21 protein-coding genes are annotated in these 21665 nt (G+C 34.1%); 17 read left to right on the top strand and 4 right to left on the bottom strand.

Going from position 1 to position 21665, the window contains the following annotated elements; all coding sequences use genetic code 11:
* Positions 1 to 251: 251 nt before the first annotated feature.
* From B5E87_RS07650 to B5E87_RS07605, 8 genes are all read left to right on the top strand, one after another.
* Positions 252 to 476 (top strand): hypothetical protein, encoded by a 225-nt coding sequence (locus B5E87_RS07650; protein ID WP_025189641.1) that lies wholly within the window; start codon positions 252 to 254, stop codon positions 474 to 476.
* A 19-nt stretch (positions 477 to 495) separates the two neighbouring features.
* A complete protein-coding gene (locus B5E87_RS07645) occupies positions 496 to 861 on the top strand; it encodes a hypothetical protein (protein ID WP_010817913.1) in 366 nt (121 codons plus the stop codon).
* Between the two features lie 439 nt (positions 862 to 1300).
* Positions 1301 to 1726, top strand: coding sequence for an RNA polymerase sigma factor (locus B5E87_RS07640; RefSeq protein ID WP_087244335.1), 426 nt, complete (start codon positions 1301 to 1303; stop codon positions 1724 to 1726).
* Positions 1716 to 1961 (top strand): helix-turn-helix domain-containing protein, encoded by a 246-nt coding sequence (locus B5E87_RS07635; RefSeq protein ID WP_010817915.1) that lies wholly within the window; start codon positions 1716 to 1718, stop codon positions 1959 to 1961. Before B5E87_RS07640 ends, B5E87_RS07635 begins: the two co-directional genes overlap by 11 nt.
* 399 nt (positions 1962 to 2360) lie before the next feature.
* Positions 2361 to 2567 (top strand): excisionase, encoded by a 207-nt coding sequence (locus B5E87_RS07625; RefSeq protein WP_010817916.1) that lies wholly within the window; start codon positions 2361 to 2363, stop codon positions 2565 to 2567.
* A gap of 79 nt (positions 2568 to 2646) precedes the next feature.
* Positions 2647 to 3843, top strand: a complete 1197-nt coding sequence (locus B5E87_RS07620) for a tyrosine-type recombinase/integrase (RefSeq protein WP_010817917.1) — start codon at positions 2647 to 2649, stop codon at positions 3841 to 3843.
* A gap of 261 nt (positions 3844 to 4104) precedes the next feature.
* Positions 4105 to 6780 carry a bifunctional acetaldehyde-CoA/alcohol dehydrogenase gene (gene adhE, locus B5E87_RS07610; protein ID WP_087244333.1) on the top strand — a complete coding sequence of 892 codons (2676 nt, stop codon included), beginning with the start codon at positions 4105 to 4107 and terminating at the stop codon, positions 6778 to 6780.
* 97 nt (positions 6781 to 6877) lie between these two features.
* Positions 6878 to 8347 (top strand): glycoside hydrolase family 1 protein, encoded by a 1470-nt coding sequence (locus tag B5E87_RS07605; protein WP_087244332.1) that lies wholly within the window; start codon positions 6878 to 6880, stop codon positions 8345 to 8347.
* A gap of 63 nt (positions 8348 to 8410) precedes the next feature.
* Here B5E87_RS07605 and B5E87_RS07600 read toward each other — a convergent pair whose 3' ends face one another.
* Complete coding sequence (locus B5E87_RS07600; protein WP_087244331.1) at positions 8411 to 8731, bottom strand: PTS sugar transporter subunit IIB; 321 nt, start codon at positions 8729 to 8731, stop codon at positions 8411 to 8413.
* Positions 8732 to 8887: 156 nt separating this feature from the next.
* Between B5E87_RS07600 and B5E87_RS07595 the strand changes: the two genes are divergently transcribed.
* Positions 8888 to 9238: a NusG domain II-containing protein gene (locus B5E87_RS07595; RefSeq protein ID WP_087244330.1), complete on the top strand. Its 351-nt coding sequence runs from the start codon at positions 8888 to 8890 to the stop codon at positions 9236 to 9238.
* A gap of 366 nt (positions 9239 to 9604) precedes the next feature.
* On the opposite strand, the gene B5E87_RS07590 is transcribed toward B5E87_RS07595, so the two are convergent.
* Positions 9605 to 10393 (bottom strand): HAD family hydrolase, encoded by a 789-nt coding sequence (locus tag B5E87_RS07590; protein ID WP_087244329.1) that lies wholly within the window; start codon positions 10391 to 10393, stop codon positions 9605 to 9607.
* A gap of 130 nt (positions 10394 to 10523) precedes the next feature.
* On the opposite strand from B5E87_RS07590, the gene B5E87_RS07585 reads away from it, so the two are divergent.
* Together B5E87_RS07585 and gltA are read left to right on the top strand one after the other, a co-directional pair.
* Positions 10524 to 11372, top strand: coding sequence for a sulfide/dihydroorotate dehydrogenase-like FAD/NAD-binding protein (locus tag B5E87_RS07585; RefSeq protein ID WP_087244328.1), 849 nt, complete (start codon positions 10524 to 10526; stop codon positions 11370 to 11372).
* Entirely contained in the window at positions 11372 to 12760 is a 1389-nt protein-coding gene (gene gltA / locus B5E87_RS07580) for an NADPH-dependent glutamate synthase (protein WP_087244327.1), read from the top strand. The genes B5E87_RS07585 and gltA overlap by 1 nt, the downstream gene beginning before the upstream one ends.
* 167 nt (positions 12761 to 12927) lie before the next feature.
* On the opposite strand, the gene B5E87_RS07575 is transcribed toward gltA, so the two are convergent.
* A complete protein-coding gene (locus tag B5E87_RS07575) occupies positions 12928 to 13920 on the bottom strand; it encodes a LacI family DNA-binding transcriptional regulator (RefSeq protein ID WP_087244326.1) in 993 nt (330 codons plus the stop codon).
* A gap of 164 nt (positions 13921 to 14084) precedes the next feature.
* Here B5E87_RS07575 and B5E87_RS07570 point away from each other — a divergent pair, with 164 nt between their 5' ends.
* The 6 genes from B5E87_RS07570 (at position 14085) to B5E87_RS07545 (ending at position 20781) form a co-directional block, all read left to right on the top strand.
* The gene (locus B5E87_RS07570) at positions 14085 to 15593 is read left to right on the top strand and encodes a UDP-glucose--hexose-1-phosphate uridylyltransferase (RefSeq protein WP_087244325.1); all 1509 of its coding nucleotides are present in this window, start codon (positions 14085 to 14087) and stop codon (positions 15591 to 15593) included.
* A complete protein-coding gene (locus tag B5E87_RS07565; protein ID WP_087244324.1) occupies positions 15586 to 16599 on the top strand; it encodes an aldose epimerase family protein in 1014 nt (337 codons plus the stop codon). Before B5E87_RS07570 ends, B5E87_RS07565 begins: the two co-directional genes overlap by 8 nt.
* Positions 16599 to 17879 carry a galactokinase gene (locus B5E87_RS07560; RefSeq protein WP_087244323.1) on the top strand — a complete coding sequence of 427 codons (1281 nt, stop codon included), beginning with the start codon at positions 16599 to 16601 and terminating at the stop codon, positions 17877 to 17879. Before B5E87_RS07565 ends, B5E87_RS07560 begins: the two co-directional genes overlap by 1 nt.
* A gap of 175 nt (positions 17880 to 18054) precedes the next feature.
* The gene (locus tag B5E87_RS07555; protein ID WP_158095571.1) at positions 18055 to 18366 is read left to right on the top strand and encodes a zinc-ribbon domain-containing protein; all 312 of its coding nucleotides are present in this window, start codon (positions 18055 to 18057) and stop codon (positions 18364 to 18366) included.
* 99 nt (positions 18367 to 18465) lie between these two features.
* Positions 18466 to 19125 carry a helix-turn-helix transcriptional regulator gene (locus B5E87_RS07550; protein WP_087244321.1) on the top strand — a complete coding sequence of 220 codons (660 nt, stop codon included), beginning with the start codon at positions 18466 to 18468 and terminating at the stop codon, positions 19123 to 19125.
* 15 nt (positions 19126 to 19140) lie between these two features.
* On the top strand, positions 19141 to 20781 hold the full coding sequence (locus tag B5E87_RS07545) for a putative manganese-dependent inorganic diphosphatase (protein ID WP_087244320.1): 1641 nt from the start codon (positions 19141 to 19143) through the stop codon (positions 20779 to 20781).
* Positions 20782 to 20837: 56 nt separating this feature from the next.
* Here B5E87_RS07545 and B5E87_RS07540 read toward each other — a convergent pair whose 3' ends face one another.
* A complete protein-coding gene (locus B5E87_RS07540; protein ID WP_087244319.1) occupies positions 20838 to 21617 on the bottom strand; it encodes a Cof-type HAD-IIB family hydrolase in 780 nt (259 codons plus the stop codon).
* Between the last annotated feature and the right edge of the window lie 48 nt (positions 21618 to 21665).

Genomic DNA, 21665 nt, shown 5'->3' with positions numbered 1-21665 from the left:
TAAAATAGTCTTATCATTTAAAGTGATTATTTCTTATTCATTCACTTTGATAAGACTTTTTCTTTTATTTTGACTATTTTCTTTATTTTTCTTTTTATTTAATTTGGCATTCAACACTTGCTTTTCATTATTGTAACTATTCACAGAGTGTAATATAATAGTCTGTATAGATGAAACATTTATGTACTATATTTTTAGCGGATTTTTTTGAAATATATCATCAATTTTGAGAAAAGAGGTGTTCTGACCGTATGATGAAATTCAGTAAAAGGGACAGCAGGAAAATGATAAAAGAAATGGCTCGTCTGCATGGGCTTTCTGTTTCAGAAGTCCGTGAACAGATACAGGATAAAATCATAGCGGTAATGAATAGTGACGACCCAGACCAGCAGGCGGAGTTTAGGCGTATGTTTGGCAACAGTACACCTACACCAGAGGAATTTATCTGTACTGCCAGCAGACAGCTAAAATTTTAAGGATTTAGGAGTGGCTATTATGGTTCAAGCGGAGAAGCAAAAGGAAGTGTTTCTGTCTCTATGCGGACAGCATGACTACAACTTACTGACAGGCAAGGAAGCCATGACACAAGTAGATTTTGAGCGTATCACATACATCACAACCGTTCTTGGTTATTCTTCCTACACGCAGGAATTGATTAGCGAACATTTAGAACTAGCGTGTAAGGAAGCTGAACGCACAGACAGGGAGTTCGATATTCTGAAAGGCTATCCAGAATACTATGAAGATGAAAATGTTTATGAACAGATTGATAAATGGATAGAGGACTTCATTAGTCAACTACCACCAGAAAAACGGGATGAGATACGCCGGCTCATCAAAGAAAATACAGAGAGTATTTGATACACAGGCTATCGCAACCACGGCATTTATGCTGGGTGTGATAGTCTTTTTTAGTTCCTGCTGAAAAACAGGGATTTGGACGGAATTAGGACGGATTTATCTTTTATGCTTATCCTGTTGAAATTTGCCTTATTTTGGCAAGGCGGTTTCTTCACGGGAGGATTACGAATGACAGGAGCGCATAAAAGAAAATCATCAAAAAAAATTTAATCCATGTTAAGGGAGTTTACAGCTATTTCCGTGTGGAATTTCCTCACTATCTGTCGATTATATTCACTAAAGCTCAACGAGGTTATTACAACTTCTTGGGCTTTTTTGTTTTTTCTGGATTTCTTTTTCAAACTTTGCCAGCTCGTATCCTCTCATTTGTATTAATGACGGAAAGGGGGAAGGAACGGTTACAATCACCGCCTTTTGACAAGCGAAAGGAGGTGAAAATGTGAAAAGACCCACTTCTCCGGAAGATGTTCAGAAAGTCTTTGACTGTTACTGCAAGAAGATTTTGAAGAATGAAGCAATCAATATTCAGAAGCACTACCAGCGTATGAACGATTTGCAGATTTCCTTTTCAGAACTCACGCCAGAACAGCTTGCGGAACTCTCGACTTATGATGATTACTCCACAAACTATGACCTTTACAAAGTCATGGGCTATGACGTGAAAATCAAGAATGAGCTGTTGAGTGAAGCATTGCAGGAACTTTCTGAGGAAGAACGCTTTATCTTGTTGCTCTACGGTTTAGGCTTCAACGACGGCGAGATTGCCGACCTGCTGAAAATTGTACGCCGTACAGTGAACTATAAGCGTCAAAGAGGATTTGAAAAAGTCAGAAAAAGAATGGAGGAAAAACAGCATGAAGAATAAAGCGGTACATAAAGGCAATGGCTTATTGCCTTACCCTGTTATCGTTTCCGCTTCACAGGGCGATATTCTGGCTATGAATGTTGTGTTATGCCATTACGAGCCATACATTGCCCGCTTGTCCATGCGAACAAGTATTGACGAATACGGCAATCCTCACACCAGCGTTGACGAGGATATGCGTAGCCGTCTAGAAGCAAAACTGATTGAGCAGGTACTTAATTTCAAAGTAGCATAAACCAACGTCCTATTGCAGAGTGACGCATTATCCCCTTTCCTGCGTCCTCTCTGGGGCTTGTATATCTATCAAAGTCTATATGACCTCATATGGGCTTTGACAGGCGTATAAGCCGTTGCGGTCTTTGACAACTGAATAAAGCAGACAGATACGTTTGTGATACAGCGAGCCACGGGGACTGTACGCCATGACCTTTCCAAAAGAGAGCGAGCGACCCACGCAGTGATCCGAGAGCGACCTTTGGAAAAGTCGCCCCGCCATGACCTGTATTCACAGGATAATGATACGTCCCAGAGGTGGTTTTGCTCATAGGAATGAGATTGGTTGAGATACCAGCGGAGCTTTTCCAGAGCCGTCTGTCTGCTTCCAAAAGACACACAGTAAAGGGGGTGCTTATATATGACAAACAATACTGATGTGCCTATCTGGGAAAAGTACACGCTGACGATTGAGGAAGCGTCAAAATACTTCCGTATCGGGGAAAAGAAATTGCGTAAGCTGGCAGAGGAAAATCTCGACGCTGGCTGGGTGATTGTCAATGGAAACCGTGTGCAGATTAAGCGAAAACAGTTTGAGAAAATCATTGATACATTGGACGAAATCTAATGTCAGCGAGCCGTAGATATGGTATAATATAGTATAGCGTATCAACGGCTCATTCCTTGACGGAAAGGAGCTTCGCACTATGTCTAATGTAAAGAGAAAAGACAATAAGGGACGCAATTTACGACTTGGAGAGAGCCAGAGAAAAGACGGAAGATACGTTTACAAATATACCGATATATACGGGAAACCACAGTTTAAGTATGCTTGGAAACTTGTTCCGACAGACAAGACACCTGCTGGGAAACGTGAAGATTTGTCGTTGAGAGAAAAAGAAAAGCAGATTAAGAAAGACCTTGCCGACGGTCTCAATACCATAGGCGGGAAAATGACAGTCTGCCAGCTCTACGCAAAGAAGAACAGCCAGAGAAAAAATGTGAAACGCAACACAGAAAAAGGTCGCCAGTACCTTATGAAAATTCTGGAAAACGACCCTCTGGGTGCAAGGAGCATTGATACGGTGAAGTTATCGGACGGTAAGGAATGGGCTATGCGAATGTATGAGAATGGCTTTTCCTACAAGACGATTAGCAATTACAAGCGTTCTCTGAAAGCGTCATTCTATATGGCGATTGAGGACGACTGTATCAGAAAAAATCCTTTCAACTTCAAATTGAGTGACGTTCTGGAAGATAATTCAGAGCCTAAAGTCATTCTCACGCCAGAGCAGGAAGAAAAAATGCTTGCCTTTATGGAACAGGACAAGACGTACAGCAAGTATTATGATGAAGTGGTCATTCTTCTGGAAACGGGGCTTCGTATTTCTGAATTTTGCGGTCTGACAGTCCATATTGATATGGCAAACCGTATCATCAATGTAGACCACCAGCTATTGAAAGATAGTGAAATCGGCTACTATGTTGAAACACCTAAGACCAAAAAAGGAGAACGTCAGCTTCCAATGACAGAAAGAGCTTATCAAGCCTTTAAGCGAGTGTTACAGAACAGAGGAAAGGCAGAGCCTATCATCATAGGCGGTTACAGCAATTTTCTGTTCCTAAACCAAAAGGGCTTCCCTAAAGTGGCTGGGAACTACGAAAGTATGTTGCGTGGGCTTGTGAAGAAATACAACAAGACACATAAAGACCAGCTACCAAACATCACACCACACTCATTCAGACATACCTACTGCACGAACATGGCAAACAAAGGAATGAACCCGAACACCCTGCAATACATCATGGGACACGCAAACATCACCATGACATTAGGGTACTACGCACACGGTACTTTCAATTCAGCAAAAGCAGAACTTGAAAGACTGGCTCTTGCTTCTTAAATCGGTGATTGTACTACTCATTTACTACTTTTGGTTGCATTTTCATGCTGGTAAATGCCAGCTTTTGCAATGTATCTTCCAAACGGAAAATGCCGATAAAGCCCTAAAATACAGGCTATACCGACATTTACCAGCTTATGAAAAGATAATCAGAAATTTAGTAAGTTTTTATTATGAAAAATATATACTCTTGCTTGTTTTTTCACAAGGAATATAGTATATTAGACGTGTAAATAATTTTATGATGTCGGAGGAAATGTTATGGCAGAAAAAAAAGCTGTAAAAAAAGAAGCCCCAAAGGCTGAATGGACTAATGAACAAGTTGATGCTCATATTGATGAGTTAGTACAAAAAGCATTAGTTGCATTAGACAAATTTGAATCTTTTGATCAAGATGCTGTAGATTACATCGTTGCAAAATGCTCTGTTGCTGGATTAGATCAACATGGTGTTTTAGCAGAAGCAGCTGTCAAAGAAACTGGAAGAGGTGTCTTTGAAGATAAAGCTGTTAAAAACTTATTCGCCTGCGAATATGTAACAAGTAATCTTCGTCACTTGAAAACTGTAGGAATTATTAATGAAGATCCTTTAACTGGAATTACTGAAATTGCTGAACCAGTTGGTGTTATCTGTGGTATTGTTCCAACAACAAACCCAACTTCAACAGTTATCTTCAAATCATTAATTTCATTAAAGACAAGAAACCCAATCATCTTCTCATTCCATCCATCTGCATATGAATGTTCAGTTCAAGCTGCAAAAGTAGTGAGAGATGCTGCAATTGCTGCTGGAGCTCCAGAAGATTGTATTCAATGGATTGGTGTACGTGGATCAATGTATGCAACTAGCGCATTAATGAACCATCCAGGTGTTGCAACAATCTTAGCAACTGGTGGTAACGCAATGGTTAAAGCTGCTTACTCTTGTGGTAAACCTGCTTTAGGTGTTGGTGCTGGTAACGTACCTGCATATGTTGAAAAATCTTGTATCTTAAAAAGAGCAGTTAATGATATCGTATTATCAAAATCATTTGATAATGGTATGATTTGTGCTTCTGAACAAGCTGCAATCGTTGACCAAGAAATTTATAATGAATTTAAAGAAGAAATTTCTCGTTTTAAAGTATATTGGGTAAATGCTGAAGAAAAAGCTAAACTTGAAAAATATATGTTTGGTGCTGAAGCATACAGTGATAAAGTTAACGAAGTTGGAACTGTTAATGCTGCAGTTGTTGGTAAAGCAGCAACTTGGATCGCTGAACAAGCTGGATTTAAAGTACCAGAAGATACTCAAATCTTACTTGCTGAATGTAAAGAAGTTGGTCCAAATGAACCATTAACAAGAGAAAAATTATCTCCAGTATTAGCTGTATTAAAAGCAACTTCAACTGAAGATGGTATTGCTAAATCTGCTGCTATGGTAGCATTCAACGGTTTAGGACACTCTGCTGCTATTCATACACAAAATCATGATATTTCAGTAGAATTTGGTTTAAAATGTAAAGCAATTCGTGTTATCGAAAATGCTCCATCTACATTCGGTGGAATTGGTTCAGTTTACAATGCCTTCATTCCATCATTAACATTAGGATGTGGATCTTATGGTCACAACTCAGTATCTAATAACGTTAGTGCTGTAAATTTATTAAATATTAAGAGAATAGGGAGACGTAACAACAATATGCAATGGGTTAAACTTCCTCCAAAAATCTACTTTGAAAGAAATTCAATTAGATATTTAAGAGATATGAAATACATGGAAAAAGCCATGATTATTACTGATAGAGGTATGTACAATCTTGGATATGTTGAAAAGATTGAAGACGTTATCAGAAGAAGACGTAATAAAGTTGACTTAGAATTATACTTCGATGTAGAACCAGATCCAAGTATTGATACAGTTAACGAAGGTGTTGAATTAATGAGAAAATTCCAACCTGATGTTATCATTGCATTAGGTGGTGGATCATCAATGGATGCTGCAAAAGTTATGTGGTTAATGTATGAACATCCAGAAGTTAACTTTGATGATATCAAACAAAAATTCATGGATATCAGAAAACGTGCATTCAAATTCCCTGAATTAGGTAAGAAAGCAAGATTAATCTGTATCCCAACAACTTCAGGAACAGGTTCAGAAGTTACACCATTCGCAGTTATTACTGATAAGAAAGCTAATAAGAAATATCCATTAACTGACTACGCATTAACTCCAACTGTAGCTATCGTAGATCCAGAATTCGTTATGAGTTTACCACCAGCAATTGCTGCTGATACTGGTATTGACGTATTAACTCATGCTGTTGAAGCTTATGTTTCAATCTTAGCTTCTGACTTTACTGATGGATGGGCTAAACAAGCTGTTAAGATGGTATTTGATTACTTAGAAGAATCAGTTACAAAAGGAACTCCAATCGCTAGAGAAAAAATGCACAATGCTGCGACTATCGCAGGTATGGCATTCGCTAACGCATTCTTAGGAATGAACCACTCATTAGCTCATAAGATTGGTGGAGAATGGCATATTCCTCATGGACGTACAAATGGTATCTTATTACCACATGTTATTAAATACAATGGTACAGTTCCAACTAAATTAAATATCTGGCCAAAAATTGAAAACTATAAAGCTGATATTAAATACATGGAATTAGCACAATTAATTGGATTAAAACCAAAAACTCCTGAAGAAGGTGTTCAAATGTTCGCTGATGCATGTGAAGAATTATGTGTTAAAGTTGGTGTTGCAACTAACGTTAAATCTCAAGGTATTGATAAAGCTGCTTGGGAAGAATCAATTCATAGAATTGCTATGAACGCATATGAAGATCAATGTACTCCAGCTAACCCAAGAATGCCAATCGTAAAAGATATGGAAGAAATCTTACGTACTATTTACGATTATGAATCAAAATTTGCACCTAAAGATGCAAAATAATATAAATCGAGCATAACCTTATGGCTATGCTCTTTTTTCTTACAAATAGAAAAAAATATTGTATAATAAAGTTATAAGGAAATGGAGGTAATAAAAAATGGGTTTTCCTAAAGGATTTTTATGGGGTGGAGCAGTTGCTGCCAACCAATGTGAAGGTGCTTATCTAGAAGATGGAAAAGGTTTATGTGTGCCTGATATGTTATTAGGTGGAGATGTGAATACACCAAGAACATTTTTACCAAAAACAGATCCTACAGCCTTTTATCCAAGTCATGAAGCTGTAGATTTCTATCACCATTATAAAGAAGATATTGCTATGTTTGCTGAAATGGGATGGAATGTTTTTAGATTTTCAATTAACTGGGGACGTATTTTCCCTAATGGTGATGATGAAGAACCAAATGAAGCAGGTTTGAAGTTTTATGATGATGTGATTGATGAATGTCATAAACATGGAATGGAACCTTTGATTACTTTATGTCACTATGAAATTCCATGGAATATTGTCACAAAATATAATGGGTTTACTGATCGAAGAGTGATTGATTTATTTGTAAAGTATGCAACAACATGCTTTAAACGATATAAGGATAAAGTGAAATATTGGTTAACTTTTAATGAAATCAATATTGCATGTATGGGTGAAGGAGGAATTGGAAATCTTTATGGTTTAGGAATGATGGATCCTGAAGATGTCAATTCAGATCATCGTATTCCATTGGATGAATTAAAGAGTGATCCACAAAAAATGTTTGAAGCATTACATAATGAATTTGTTGCCAGTGCATTAACTGTGAAAGCAGGACATGAAATTAACCCTGATTTTATGATAGGAAACATGATTGCTCATACAACAGTTTATCCATTGACACCAAATCCTAAAGATATTTTAGCTGCATATGATGAAGATGATTTCAAGAACAATTTCTGTGGTGATGTTCAGGTTCGAGGTGAATATCCATCATATATGTGGCGCTATTTTAAAGAAAACGGTATTGATACTTCTTATATTACTGAAGAAGATAAGAAAATTTTAAAAGAAGGAACAGTTGACTTCTATACATTCTCATATTATCAATCTAACTGTATCACTGTAAATAAGGATGTAGAAATGGCTAAAGGTAATATGACAGTTGGTGCTAAAAATCCTTATTTAGAAGCAAGTGACTGGGGATGGCAAATTGATCCAGATGGTTTACGTTATACATTAAAATTATTGAATGGCCGTTACCCACATACACCATTAATGATTGTTGAAAATGGACTTGGAGCATTTGATAAGGTTGAAGAAGATGGTTCTATTCATGATGATTATCGTATTGCCTACTTAAGACCACATATTGCTGCTATGAAAGAAGCTATTGAAGATGGTGTCCCATTAATTGGTTATACAACTTGGGGACCAATTGACTTGGTTTCAGCAGGAACAGGACAATATGCAAAACGTTATGGATTTGTTTATGTGGATAGACATGATGATGGAACAGGAGATTTTTCTAGAAGTCGTAAAGACTCATTTTATTGGTATAAAAAAGTTATTGCATCTAATGGAGAAGATTTAGATTAAGTAAAAAAAGGACATTTAGAAATGTCCTTTTTAAGTATTCATATGTTAGCGAATGTTTAACGCTTATTTTTTCCAATCTTCTAGCATTTTTAAAGCTTGGTCTAAAACTTTTTCACCGTCCATCATACCATAAGTACGCATGTCAATAACATCAACAGGGATAGCGTTTTTAACTTGTTCTTTGATAGAATTTAAACGGAAACGAACTTGAGGTCCAATAAGTAAAACATCACATGGATCAGCAGCATATTCTGTTGTAAGAGCAGTTTCACTAACAGCCCAAATTTTAGCTTCTAAACCTCTTTCTTTTGCAGCTTTTTGCATTCTTGTGACAAGTAAGCTAGTTGACATACCAGCGCTACATGCTAACATGATTTTAACCATATCAAGATTCCTCCTTATTTATAAAATTTCTATATAAATATTATACACCTATCTTATCAATTATGAAATAACAAAGATTAAATTTCATAAAATTATTGACTTATGTGACACTCTTGATTACCATAATAAAGAAAATAAAAGTAAAGGAAATCATATATGAAAAAGAAAGATATTATTTTTATTATTGGCTTATGTATTGTGATTGGCGCAATCTATTTTATTTATCAACTGACTCAAGATAAAAAAGGTGGTATTATAGAAATCCATTATCATGATGAAATGATTGAAACAATAGATATATCAAAGAATCAGACATATACTTTTAAAGGAGATTATGGTGAATTTCATTTAGAAGTGCAAGATCATCAATATCGTGCAGTCAATGTTGATTGTCCTAATCATGATTGTGAAAAAGTTGGTTGGGTTAAAGAAGGAAGTTCAAAAAGTATTATATGTGTACCAAATCAGATTTATGTTGTACAAGCAAATGTAGAAGCACAATACTAATCAAGAAAAACTGTGAATTAAGAAATTGTTCATAGAGAATTCATAAGTTCTCGGTAGTATATAAGTGTCTTAAGACAAGACATATAATATGATAAAATATAGACGATCCCTCTCCCTATATACCAATTCGTCTATAAAAGTAAAAAGAACGTTTCCCCACGTTCTTTTTTTGTGTTTAAAATGGCAATATTAAAAAAGTTCACATAAAGTTCTTATGAAATTCACAATGAATTCATATGGCTGGGTTAATATATAAGTGTCTTAAGACAAGACATATAATATGATAAAATATAGACGACCCCTCTCCCTATATATCAAATTCGTCTATAAAAGCAAAAAGAACGTTTCCCCACGTTCTTTTTATTTTTATATAAGATGAAAATGTTCTAAAGCATGTTGAATACCATCCTGGTTAACAGGGGTTGTTATGTAAGTGACTTGGCCCAATAAAAGAGGATGACTATTTCCCATAGCAACTGATTCATGTGTATAAGTTAACATAGGTAAATCATTAAGGGAATCACCCATACTTATAGTGTCTTTTAAGGTATATCCAAGATAATCAATCAAGTATTGAATACCAGTTGCTTTAGAATATGGAAGAGGCACAATTTCTAAGAAATCAATATCTCTTTGTATAATAAGAAAGTCGTTTTCTAATGCTTTTTTAAAGGCTTCAATCTGTGTGTCAGGTTGATACCAGACAGTGAGTTTATCAAAAGGAACATCCTCATGACTAGAAAAACTGTGAACTTGAAAATGAAGATCCTGATATTTCTTTTTAATAGCTTGAATAAAAGGATGCTTTAAATGTTGTGAAAAATAAACACCACTTTTTCCTTCTAACATTGCATCGACCTGATATTGATCAATGCTTTGAATCACTTTTTTTCTTAGTTCAAAATCTAATTCAGTATGAAATAATATTTTTTGTTGATATTCGATATAGGTTCCACAACCACAGACATATCCATCAAAAGGAAGATCAGTGATGATCTTATCAATTGTAGAAATAGGACGACCGGTATTAATAAAACAAAGATGACCATTTTTTTGAGCTTTTTCAATAGCTTCAATTGTAGAAGCTGGCACAGATCCACTCTGTTCATCCAACAAAGTCCCATCTATATCAAAAAATATAAGTTTTTTATTCATAAAACATTTCTCCTTTTTTCATATCATAAGCTATGAATCCTATAGTGGTCAAGAGATAATGATGATGTTGTATTGCGAAAAAATTATCCCTGTGATATAATTTTTTAAACTACGAGAGGGGTTGATCGAAATGTATAAGATTTTACACAAAGAAAAATTAAATGATGTTGTAGAGTTAATGGTTGTTCATGCACCCCATGTTGCGAGAAAATGTGAACCAGGACAGTTTATCATTTTAAGAGTGGGTGATGATGGAGAAAGAATCCCATTGACAATTGCTGATTATGATAGAGAAAAAGAAACAATTACGATTATTTATCAAATTGTTGGATATTCTACAAAAGCATTATCTTTATTAAATGAAGGTGATGAAATTACAGATTTTGTAGGACCTTTAGGAGAACCAACAAAATTACATGCTTCAAAACATGTTATTGGTGTTGCTGGTGGTGTAGGAAGTGCACCACTTTATCCACAGTTAAGAGCTTTAGCACAAATGGGTGTTGAGGTTGATGTGATTATTGGTGGAAGAGAAGCACAATATGTTTTATGGGCTGATGAATTTAGAAAGTTCTGTAAAAATGTTTATATAACAACAGATGATGGATCACTTGGTAGAAAAGGCTTTGTAACTCAAGTGTTAGCTGATTTGATTGAACAAGGTGAAGAGATTGATGAAGTGATTGCGATTGGACCAGTGCCAATGATGAAAGCAGTTGTAGGTGTTACAAAACCCCATAATATAAAAACATCTGTTTCTTTAAATCCAATTATGATTGATGGAACAGGTATGTGTGGATGTTGTCGTGTAACTGTTGATGGTAAAATTAAGTTTGCTTGTGTTGATGGACCAGATTTTGACGGGTTACAAGTTGATTTCGATGAACTGATGGCACGTCAAAGAATGTTTAAAGAAGAAGAACATCAAATGGATGAAAAAGCAAATCGTATGTGTAATTTAATGGGAGGTGTTCAATAATGCCTAATATGTCATTAGAAAAGGTGAAAATGCCTGAACAGGAACCTCAGATTAGAAATCAGAACTTTAAGGAAGTTGCATTAGGATATACAAAAGAACAGGCTATGGAAGAAGCTACAAGATGTTTAAATTGTAAACATAGTCCATGTAAGAATGGTTGTCCAGTCGGTGTACCTATTCCTGAATTTATTGCCGAAGTTGCAAAAGGAAACTTTGAAGAAGCATATGACATTATTACACAGGAAAATGCTCTTCCAGCTATTTGTGGACGTGTCTGTCCTCAAGAAAATCAATGTGAAGGGAAATGTGTTCGTGGCATCAAAGGAGAATCAGTAGGAATTGGACGATTAGAAAGATTTGTTGCTGATTATCATCGAGATCATGGTCAAAAGAAAGACAATCATATTGAAAAGAATGGAAAAAAGGTTGCCGTTGTCGGAAGTGGACCTGCAGGTATGACTTGTGCAGGAGAATTAGCGAAAAAAGGATATGATGTGACTGTTTTTGAAGCTTTGCATAAAACAGGTGGCGTTTTATCATATGGAATCCCTGAATTCCGTTTACCTAAAGATTTGGTTCAAAAGGAAATTGATGGGGTCGCTGATTTAGGTGTCAAATTTGAAACAAACGTTGTTGTTGGACGTTCTATAACAATTGATGAATTACAAGAAGAAGGTTATGAAGCTATCTTTGTTGGAAGTGGCGCTGGACTTCCTCGTTTCCAAGGTATTCCTGGTGAAAATTTAAATGGTGTTTATGCAGCTAATGAATTTTTAACACGTGTCAATTTGATGAAAGGTTATGAATTCCCAAATCATCCGACACCAGTGAAAATTACTGAAACAGTTTGTGTTATTGGGGCTGGAAATGTCGCAATGGATGCTGCAAGAACCGCAAAACGTTTAGGAGCAAAAAATGTATATATTGTTTATCGTCGTGGTGAACAAGAAATTCCAGCCAGAGCTGAAGAAGTACATCATGCTAAAGAAGAAGGTATTATTTTCAAGTTACTTACAAATCCAGTCAAAATTGAAGGTGAAGATGGTTGGGTTAAATCTATGGAATGTGTAGAAATGGAACTTGGTGAACCTGATGAAAGTGGTAGAAGAAGACCAGTTGTTAAGGAAGGTTCTAACTTTGTTATTGAAACGGGAACAGTGATTGTTTCTATTGGTCAAAGTCCTAATCCATTAATCAGACAGACAACACCTGGTTTAGATACTCAAAAATGGGGTGGAATCATTGTGGATGAAGAAACGATGAAAACATCTAAAGATGGTGTTTATGCTGGTGGCGATGTTGTCACTGGAGCAGCTACAGTTATTTTGGCTATGGGCGCTGGTAAAAAAGCAGCTCAAGCGATTGATGAAGCATTAAAACAAAAATAAAACAGGAAAATGAAGTGATCTTTATGATCGGATTATCCAAGTCATAAGGGTTGCTTCATCAATCCTGTTTTTTTATTTATCTAAGATATATAGATTTTAAAAAATTGATTTTTTATAAAGATTTCAGTTGATAAACACGAAGTTTATCATATGATTTTTGTTAGAAATTATAAAGCTTGACATGATTCTCTTTCTACTAAATAACATGGGAGTTGAATACGCATTGGTAAGAGTTTGGTATGATCTTTAATAGCCTGATGAAGTAATCTGGCCCCAAATTGTCCCATATCAAATGCAGGAGCATAAAAAGTTGTAAGAGGCGGATATGTATAATTGCTGGCATCAATATTATCAAAACCAATAATAGAAATATCGTCAGGAATATGGAAACCATAATCATTCAAAGCTTTCATTGCGCCCATCGCAATTGGATCACTGGCAGCAAAAAGAGCTGTTGGTAAATGATGAGATTGAATCATGTTTGACATCATAGCATAACCTGATTCACTGGTAAATTCTCCTTCAATCATATAATCCTCATATTCTATTTGATATTCTTTAGCATATTTGATAAAAGATTTTTTTCTTATATCATCATAAGCTTGTCCATCATCTAAATATTCAACACCACCAAGATAACCAATCTTTTGATGACCTAGATCTGTTAAATATGTCAGAGCTTGTTTTAAAGTTAAATCAAAATCTAAAACAATCGAACATTCTTTTAAATTTTCATAATCCATATCCAATAAAATAATAGCATCATTATATTTTTTTAAAGTTTCAATATGACTTTTACTAAATTTACCTAGGCAAATAATCCCATCAATTCCCTTTAAAGACTTTTCAATGTTCACATCATCTTTAAATATTCTTCTTAAAATAATTCCGTTTTTGGCACAATAGTCTTCTACACCATGACGTAAAGTTAAGTAGTAGGGATCATTGATTTCTTGTTGTAAAGAATACCATTGAATCAGACAAATATGAATACCAGGGTCATTTTTCTTTTTCTTTTGGTATTGCAGTGCTTTTGCGGCTTCTAAGACATTTTCTCTTGTTTGTTGAGGAACGCTTAATGTAGGATCATTGTTTAAGATGCGGGAAACTGTCGCAATTGAAACTTGAGCCATTTGGGCAATATCTTTTAAAGTGGCCATAATTACCTCCTTGTTTTCTATATTATATAGGAAAATGTTATAAAAAGCCATGAAATTCATAGAATAACTTTATAAGTAAAATTTTACTTAAAAATAAGTAAATAATGTTTGAAGTTTTGTTGGAAGCGTGGTATGGTATAGGTAAGAAAAGGGAGGGTCAAAATATGAACCATGAGATTAATCAGTTAATACAATTTGGGTTAGATCATCATCTGATTCAAGAGGAAGATGTGGACTATACAGTCAACTTACTGTTGGATTTATTAAAAATGAATGAATTTTATAAAGAAGATATTCATGAAACGATTAGTGACAGTACAGGTATTTTAGAAAAGATGTTAGACTATGCAGTGGATAAGGGGATTATTGAAGATAGTATTGTGGAAAAAGATTTATTTGATACACGCATTATGGATTGTCTGATGCCTAGACCTAGTGAGGTGATTCGAGAATTTCGTCAACGCTATGCCCGTTCTCCTCAGGATGCGACAAAGTATTTTTATCAGCTTTCTATTGATTCTCATTATATTCGTAAAAACAGAACGGACCAGAATATTAAATTTCAAAAATATTATAAATATGGCAATATAGATATTACGATTAATCTGTCTAAACCAGAGAAAGATCCTAAAGATATTGCAAAAGCAAAGTTAGTCAAAACAAGTGGATATCCTCAATGTTTACTATGCAAGGAAAATGTAGGTTTTAGCGGTGATTTTAATCGTCCTGCCAGACAAAACCATCGTATTATTCCATTGAAATTAAATGCTACGGATTATTATTTACAATACTCACCTTATGTTTATTATAATGAACATTGTATTGTTTTAAATAAGGAACATATTCCTATGGTGATTAATCAAGATACGTTTCAACATCTTTTATCCTTTGTTGAACAGTTTCCTCATTATATGTTAGGTTCTAATGCAGATTTACCAATTGTAGGAGGATCAATTTTAACACATGATCATTATCAGGGTGGATGTTATGAGTTTCCAATGAATAATGCAGATGTTATTAAAACAATGTCATGGGATAAATATCCTGATTTAAAGATTGAAATATTAAAATGGCCACTTTCAACAATCAGAGTAACTTGCCAAGATTCACAAAAAATTGTTGAATTTGCGACAAAAACATTAAAAGCATGGAAGAATTATTCTAATTCATCTCTAGATATTCTTTCACACAGTGATCAAACACCACATAATACCATCACTCCAATCGCAAGAATGAAAAATCATGACTATCAAATGGATCTTGTCTTAAGAAATAATCGAACTTCTCAAGAACATCCTGATGGTATTTTTCATCCTCATGCTTCATTGCATCATATTAAAAAAGAAAATATTGGTTTAATAGAAGTGATGGGCTTAGCAGTTTTACCAGCACGTTTGAAAGTGGAATTGGAATTATTAAAAGACTGTCTATTAGGAAAAAAAGAAATCAGTGAATATCCTGAATTACAGAAACATGAATTATGGTATAATGAAATCAAAGAAAACTATCAGATTCAAGAAGATACGGTTGATGATGTTTTGAAAACAGCTCTCACAATAAAGTTTGTAGAAGTTTTAGAAGATGCTGGTGTTTTTAAAATGAACGATGAAGGTATTGAAGCGTTTTGTAGTTTTGTAGAGTCATTATGTAAGGAGGAGGATAATAATGATTGAAGTGATCAAACATATAGATGATCAAATTGATTTGATTTCTATGAAAAATGAACAATTAGAAGTTGTTGTATCCAATTATGGATGTACAATTATCAAAGTTATCATGGCAGATAAAAATGGACATAAAGATGATGTCGTTTTAGGTTATGATGATTTTACACAATACCAGACATTAGATGCTTATTTAGGAGCGTTGGTAGGAAGAGTTGCTAATAGAATTAAAGCAGGACAATTTAGTTTAAATGGTCAAGATTACCATTTGGCTGTTAATAACGGTCCTAACCATTTACATGGTGGGATCAAAGGATTTAGTTATCAGGTTTTTGATTATACAATTGAAGATGAACACACATTAAAACTTCACTATTTATCAAAAGATGGAGAAGAAGGTTATCCAGGTGATTTAGATTTAACAGTCATATATACATTAAAAGATGATACTTTAACAGCTCATTATCAGGCAACATCATCAGCAGATACACTTATTAATATTACAAATCATTCATATTTTAATTTGTCAGGACACAAAGAAAACATCTATCAGCATACTTTACAGATTCATGCATCCCAATTTGCCTGCGTTGACTCTGATGGTTTAACAACTGGTGAATTGAAAGATGTTGAAGGAACACCATTTGATTTTAGACAACCTGCACTTATTGGTGAAAGAGTAGAACAGGATGATGAACAGTTAAAAATTGGTAAAGGATTTGATCATCCATTTCTTTTTGATACGCAAAGCAATCAGGTGATTTTAACTCATGAGCCAACAGGAAGACAATTGATTGTGTCAACGACTTTACCACAAGCTCAGATTTATACAGCTAATTATTTGGATGGAAGATTAGGAAAATATGGAGAACGCTATTATGCAAGAGATGCTGTATGTATTGAAACACAGAATATGCCTGATGCGATTCATTTAGAAGAACATCCAACAACACTATTAAAGAAAGGAGAAACATATGATGAAATAACATCATATCAGTTTAAAGTTATTCAATAATGAAAAAAGCAAGTTTAATTATTCAAGATATTCAAAATAATGTTTATAATGATACATTTTTAGATATTTATGTTGATCAGGAACAATTAGAACATCAAAAATTAAGATATGTTCAAGCTATTGAAAAATTCATTGATTTATATGGTGATCAGGAAGTCAGCATTTATAGCACACCTGGAAGAAGCGAGGTTTGTGGGAATCATACTGATCATCAACATGGTGAAGTTTTAGCTGCAGCTATTAATTTAGATATCATTGCAGTCGTTGCAAAAGATGATACAAAGATTAAAATTTTATCTGATGATTATGATATTGAAGCTATTCACATTGATGATTTGACATTAAGAGAAAATGAAAAAGAGTCATCAGAAGGATTGATTCGTGGTATTCTTGCTAGATTCCAACAACTTCAACATAAAATTGGTGGCTTTGTTGGATATATGACAAGTGATGTTTTACAAGGTTCTGGATTATCTTCATCAGCTGCCTTTGAAGTGATGATTGGAACGGTTCTTTCTGGTATGTATAATGATATGAAAGTAGATCCTGTCACAATTGCGAAAATTGGTCAATATAGTGAAAATGTTTATTTTGGAAAACCATGTGGATTAATGGATCAATGTGCCTGCTCAGTGGGAAGTTTGATTCATATTGATTTCAAGGATAATGAAAATCCTATTGTAGAAAAAATAAATGTTGATTTTCCACGTTTCCATCATAGTTTGTGTATTGTTGATGTCCATGCTTCACACGCCGATTTAACAGAAGATTATGCGTCTATTCCTGAAGAATTGAAAGAAGTCGATCATTTCTTCCATCAGGAATACTTAAGAGATGTGGACGAAAAAGAATTTTATGAACATTTAACTGAAGTCAGAGAAGCAGTCAATGACCGTGCTGTTTTAAGAGCCATTCATGTCTTTAAAGAAAATAAACGTGTTCAACAGGCTGTTCAGTCATTAAAACAGGAAGACTTTGATACTTTTAAGACAATTGTCAAAGCTTCAGGAGAAAGTTCGTTTAAATATCTTCAAAATATTTATTCTAATCATTATGTTGGACAACAGGCTGTTTCTTTAGCTCTCGCATTGTCTGAAAATTTATTAGGAGCACATGGAGTATGTCGTGTTCATGGTGGTGGTTTTGCTGGAACAATTCAAGCTTTTGTAGAAGATGATTATGTTGAAGCATATAAACAGGGAATTGAAAAATATTTTGGTGAAGGAAGCTGTCATATTTTAAAAATCAGAAAATATGGTGGTATGAAAGTTATTGATTAAAATGATAGGAGACTTAATTTCTATAAAAGAAGTTAAGTCTTTTGTTTTATAGTTTGGATTATGTTTGTTTTGTTATTGAATTTAAAATGATATAATAATATGAAGAAGAGTTATTTTAAAAAATTGAATATGATAATGATGTCATGAAAAGATTGTAGAAAAGGAAGTGGTTTTTGTGTATTGTCATCATTGTGGAAAAGTGGTTCAGGAGGATATGCAGTATTGTCCAAATTGTGGCTATCCCTTACAAAATTCACCATATGTCTATCATGAAACAGATGCACCCAGTTTTTTATTTGCTCTGATATCCTTTTTTGCGCCACTTGCAGGATTGGTTTTATATATCATTTGGCGTAAAGACTTTCCTCAAAAAGCGAAGTCCTGTATGAATGGTATGATATGTGGTATCATTGCAGAAATTCTTGTCACAATCTTTTTGATGAGCTATCTTTCACAGAATATAATGGGAGTGATCATCAATATATGATTGATGCATCTATAGAAATTTCATAATTAGTTTTTATCATGATAAAAAAGCTATCTCTTTTTGAAAATATAGTGTATAATCACATTGGAGGCGAAATTCATGTATAAATTATTAGAACCCTATGCAAAGTTAGTTGATTTTTTAGGAGAGGCTTTAGGTGATAATGTGGAAGTAGCACTTCATGATCTCACTTCCAAAGAACAGGAAATTGTTGCGATTGCGAATAGTCATATTTCTGGTAGAGAAATAGGTGCTAAATTATCTAATTTATCTATTCATTACTTAAAAACAAAACAATATAAAGATCATGATTATGTCATGAATTATAAAACAACAGGTAGTGATGGAAAATTACTTCGTTCAGCAACATACTTTATCAAAGAAGATGGGCAGGAAATGCCTGTAGGAATGCTTTGTGTCAATGTCAATATTTCTGATTATGAATATATAGAAACGACATTAAAAAGAATTCTTGGTATCAAAGAACGTAAAGACGTAGAATTTAAGCTTGATAATCCAATTGAGATTTTATCATCACCATTGGATGAAATGATTGATAAATATATTAAAGAATGCCTGGAAAAAATGGGCTTTCCAAGTTATTTTCTAGTTGAAAGATTAAATGTTGAAGAAAAGATCAAGGTTGTCAAATACTTACAGGAAAAAGGAACATTTAAAGTCAAGGGTGCAATTGTACTTGTTGCTGAAAAATTGGCTGTTAGTGAACCGACAATTTATCGTTATTTAAAGAAAATGTAGAGAAAGGGGATAGACATGAAAGACATTGTTTTTGTCAGTGGGCATAAAAATCCAGATAGTGATTCTATTTGTAGTGCGATTGCTTATGCCAATTATTTATTTACAATTGGACGTTATAATGCGGTACCAGTCAGATTAGGAAAAATTAATAAGGAAACGGAATATATTTTAAAAAGATTCCATACAGAGATTCCAGTTTTATTAAAAACTGTTAAACAGACAGTTGAAGACTTAGAATATGATAAAGTGACAGTCTTTTCAAAAGAATTAACATTAAAAACAGCATGGTCATTAATGAAACAGCAGAATTTAAAAAGTGCTCCTGTATTAGATGATCATAGTCAGTTATTGGGATTATTATCAACTTCTAATATTATTGAAGGATATATGGACCAATGGGACAGTCAAATTCTAAAAGAAGCAAATACACCAATTGAAAATGTGATTGATACATTGGATGCAAGTATTCTTTATTTGGATAAACAGTTAAAGACAATCAAAGGTGAAATTCATATTGCCGCTATGACTGGCGAAGAAGCTAGTAAACGTGTGCATGAAAATGATGTTGTCATTGTAGGTGGAGATCGTGATGAAGCGATTGAACATTTAATGAATAAAAAGATATCATTGATTATTTTAACTGGATCACTTTCTATCTCTAAAGAATTATTACAGCGTTGTGCAGATGCACATATGAGTGTCATTTCAACACCATTTAATACATTCATGGCATCACAACAAATTATTCAGGCTGTGCCAGTAGAATATGTTATGCAAAAAGGTGGTTTAACAACTTTTTCAACTGATGATACAGTCGATTATGTTAAAGAAGTCATGAGTGAAACACGTTATCGTAGTTACCCAGTTATTGATTTTATGGGTAGAGTTGTTGGATCTATTTCACGTTATCAGGTGTTAAATGGAATGAAGAAGAAAGTCATTCAAGTCGATCACAATGAAAGAAGTCAGGCTATTGATGGCATTGAAGAAGCTGAAATTTTAGAAATCATTGACCATCATAGAGTTGCTGATATTCAAACAGTTGGACCAGTATTATTTAGAGCTGAACCAGTTGGATGTACTGCAACAATTGTAGCAAAATGCTATAAAGAATCTGGTGTTGAGATTCCTCAAGATATGGCTGGTTTAATGTTAGGGGCTATTATCAGTGATACATTGTTATTTAAATCTCCGACATGTACACCAACCGATACCAAAATAGCTAAAGAACTTGCAGCTATAGCTGGAGTAGATATTCAAGAATTTGGTATGAGTATGTTTAAAGCAGGAACTTCATTGGTTGGTAAAACTGTTGAAGAAATCTTCAATCAGGATTATAAGAAGTTTACATTTGGTGATTTATCAGCAGGTGTTGCACAAGTCAATACAATGGATATTGAAGGATTTGCTCCATATAAAAAAGATATGCTTGATTATATGGAACAGGTTGCAAAAGATAATCATATGGAATTTACAATGTTGCTTTTAACTGATGTTATTAATGCGACAAGTGAAGTTTTAGTCGCAGGGCCTCGTAAAGATTATGTGGAAACAGCTTTCCATGTTGAACTTGTTGATCAGCAGGCAAGTTTACCTGGTGTTATTTCAAGAAAGAAACAAGTTGTACCTGTGATTACTGAAGTTTTAACACAATAAATCAAAGGACAAGGTTTTCATGCCTTGTCCTTTTATCAAAAATGATAAATGAATATTTAGATGATATGATGTCTTTTGAGTGCCTGATAAATACCATCATGATCAATATCATCAGTGACTTCATCAGCGGCTTCTTTGACTTCATCCTTTGCATTTCCCATTGCAACACCAATGTTAACTAACTTTAACATGTCTATATCATTATGCCCATCACCAAATGCCATTGTTTCTTCAAGTGAGATATGATAGCTTTTTAAAACTTCTAAAATGCCATTTTGTTTACCACCTTTTTTTGGAATGATATCAATGGCTAAATCATGCCAACGTGTATATTGGCAGTGGGGCATCTGTTGGAGAATTTCTTGTTCTTGTTCAACTGTAATATCATAAGGAATGACTTGATAAATAGGATAAGTCAAACCACGTTTTAAATCACCTAATTCAGGTAAAGGAGTAGAAATGGCCTTTTGAACCGTTTCAACAGCTTGATTGTGGTAATTGATATACATTTTATCATCTTCAACAAAAATACATGGAAATGGTTTTTGATCAATGAAAGAAAGAATTTGTTGAATATCTTGTGGATCAATTGGTAAATCATAAATCACTTTGTTTTTGTTGTAACAGTATTGACCATTAAGTGTAATATATCCTTCAAATTCTAAATCATCTAAAGGTAAATCCCTGATTTCAGAAATATGTCTTCCTGTTGCGATAAAAGTATAAATTCCTTTTTCTTTTAATAGTTGTAGAGCTAATTTAGTAGATTCAGGAACACTTTGTGTTGAGTGTGATAAAAGAGTTCCATCAATATCAAAAAATATAGCTTTAATCATTTGTAACACCTCACATTTATAGTATAATATTATAGCATAGTGCAGGTG

Source organism: Massilimicrobiota sp. An142 (genome assembly GCF_002160725.1).
Taxonomy (GTDB): domain Bacteria; phylum Bacillota_I; class Bacilli_A; order Erysipelotrichales; family Coprobacillaceae; genus Allocoprobacillus; species Allocoprobacillus merdigallinarum.
Note: the sequence above shows the minus strand (reverse complement) of the source record. Positions and strands in the feature narration are given on the sequence as shown.

Bases quoted from the DNA above. Each gene is read 5' to 3' on its own strand.
- B5E87_RS07650 (WP_025189641.1), top strand. From the start codon at position 252: ATGATGAAATTCAGTAAAAGGGACAGCAGGAAAATGATAAAAGAAATG.
- B5E87_RS07645 (WP_010817913.1), top strand. From the start codon at position 496: ATGGTTCAAGCGGAGAAGCAAAAGGAAGTGTTTCTGTCTCTATGCGGA.
- B5E87_RS07635 (WP_010817915.1), top strand. From the start codon at position 1,716: ATGAAGAATAAAGCGGTACATAAAGGCAATGGCTTATTGCCTTACCCT.
- B5E87_RS07625 (WP_010817916.1), top strand. From the start codon at position 2,361: ATGACAAACAATACTGATGTGCCTATCTGGGAAAAGTACACGCTGACG.
- B5E87_RS07620 (WP_010817917.1), top strand. From the start codon at position 2,647: ATGTCTAATGTAAAGAGAAAAGACAATAAGGGACGCAATTTACGACTT.
- adhE (WP_087244333.1), top strand. From the start codon at position 4,105: ATGGCAGAAAAAAAAGCTGTAAAAAAAGAAGCCCCAAAGGCTGAATGG.
- B5E87_RS07605 (WP_087244332.1), top strand. From the start codon at position 6,878: ATGGGTTTTCCTAAAGGATTTTTATGGGGTGGAGCAGTTGCTGCCAAC.
- B5E87_RS07600 (WP_087244331.1), bottom strand. From the start codon at position 8,731: ATGGTTAAAATCATGTTAGCATGTAGCGCTGGTATGTCAACTAGCTTA.
- B5E87_RS07595 (WP_087244330.1), top strand. From the start codon at position 8,888: ATGAAAAAGAAAGATATTATTTTTATTATTGGCTTATGTATTGTGATT.
- B5E87_RS07590 (WP_087244329.1), bottom strand. From the start codon at position 10,393: ATGAATAAAAAACTTATATTTTTTGATATAGATGGGACTTTGTTGGAT.
- B5E87_RS07585 (WP_087244328.1), top strand. From the start codon at position 10,524: ATGTATAAGATTTTACACAAAGAAAAATTAAATGATGTTGTAGAGTTA.
- gltA (WP_087244327.1), top strand. From the start codon at position 11,372: ATGCCTAATATGTCATTAGAAAAGGTGAAAATGCCTGAACAGGAACCT.
- B5E87_RS07575 (WP_087244326.1), bottom strand. From the start codon at position 13,920: ATGGCCACTTTAAAAGATATTGCCCAAATGGCTCAAGTTTCAATTGCG.
- B5E87_RS07570 (WP_087244325.1), top strand. From the start codon at position 14,085: ATGAACCATGAGATTAATCAGTTAATACAATTTGGGTTAGATCATCAT.
- B5E87_RS07565 (WP_087244324.1), top strand. From the start codon at position 15,586: ATGATTGAAGTGATCAAACATATAGATGATCAAATTGATTTGATTTCT.
- B5E87_RS07560 (WP_087244323.1), top strand. From the start codon at position 16,599: ATGAAAAAAGCAAGTTTAATTATTCAAGATATTCAAAATAATGTTTAT.
- B5E87_RS07550 (WP_087244321.1), top strand. From the start codon at position 18,466: ATGTATAAATTATTAGAACCCTATGCAAAGTTAGTTGATTTTTTAGGA.
- B5E87_RS07545 (WP_087244320.1), top strand. From the start codon at position 19,141: ATGAAAGACATTGTTTTTGTCAGTGGGCATAAAAATCCAGATAGTGAT.
- B5E87_RS07540 (WP_087244319.1), bottom strand. From the start codon at position 21,617: ATGATTAAAGCTATATTTTTTGATATTGATGGAACTCTTTTATCACAC.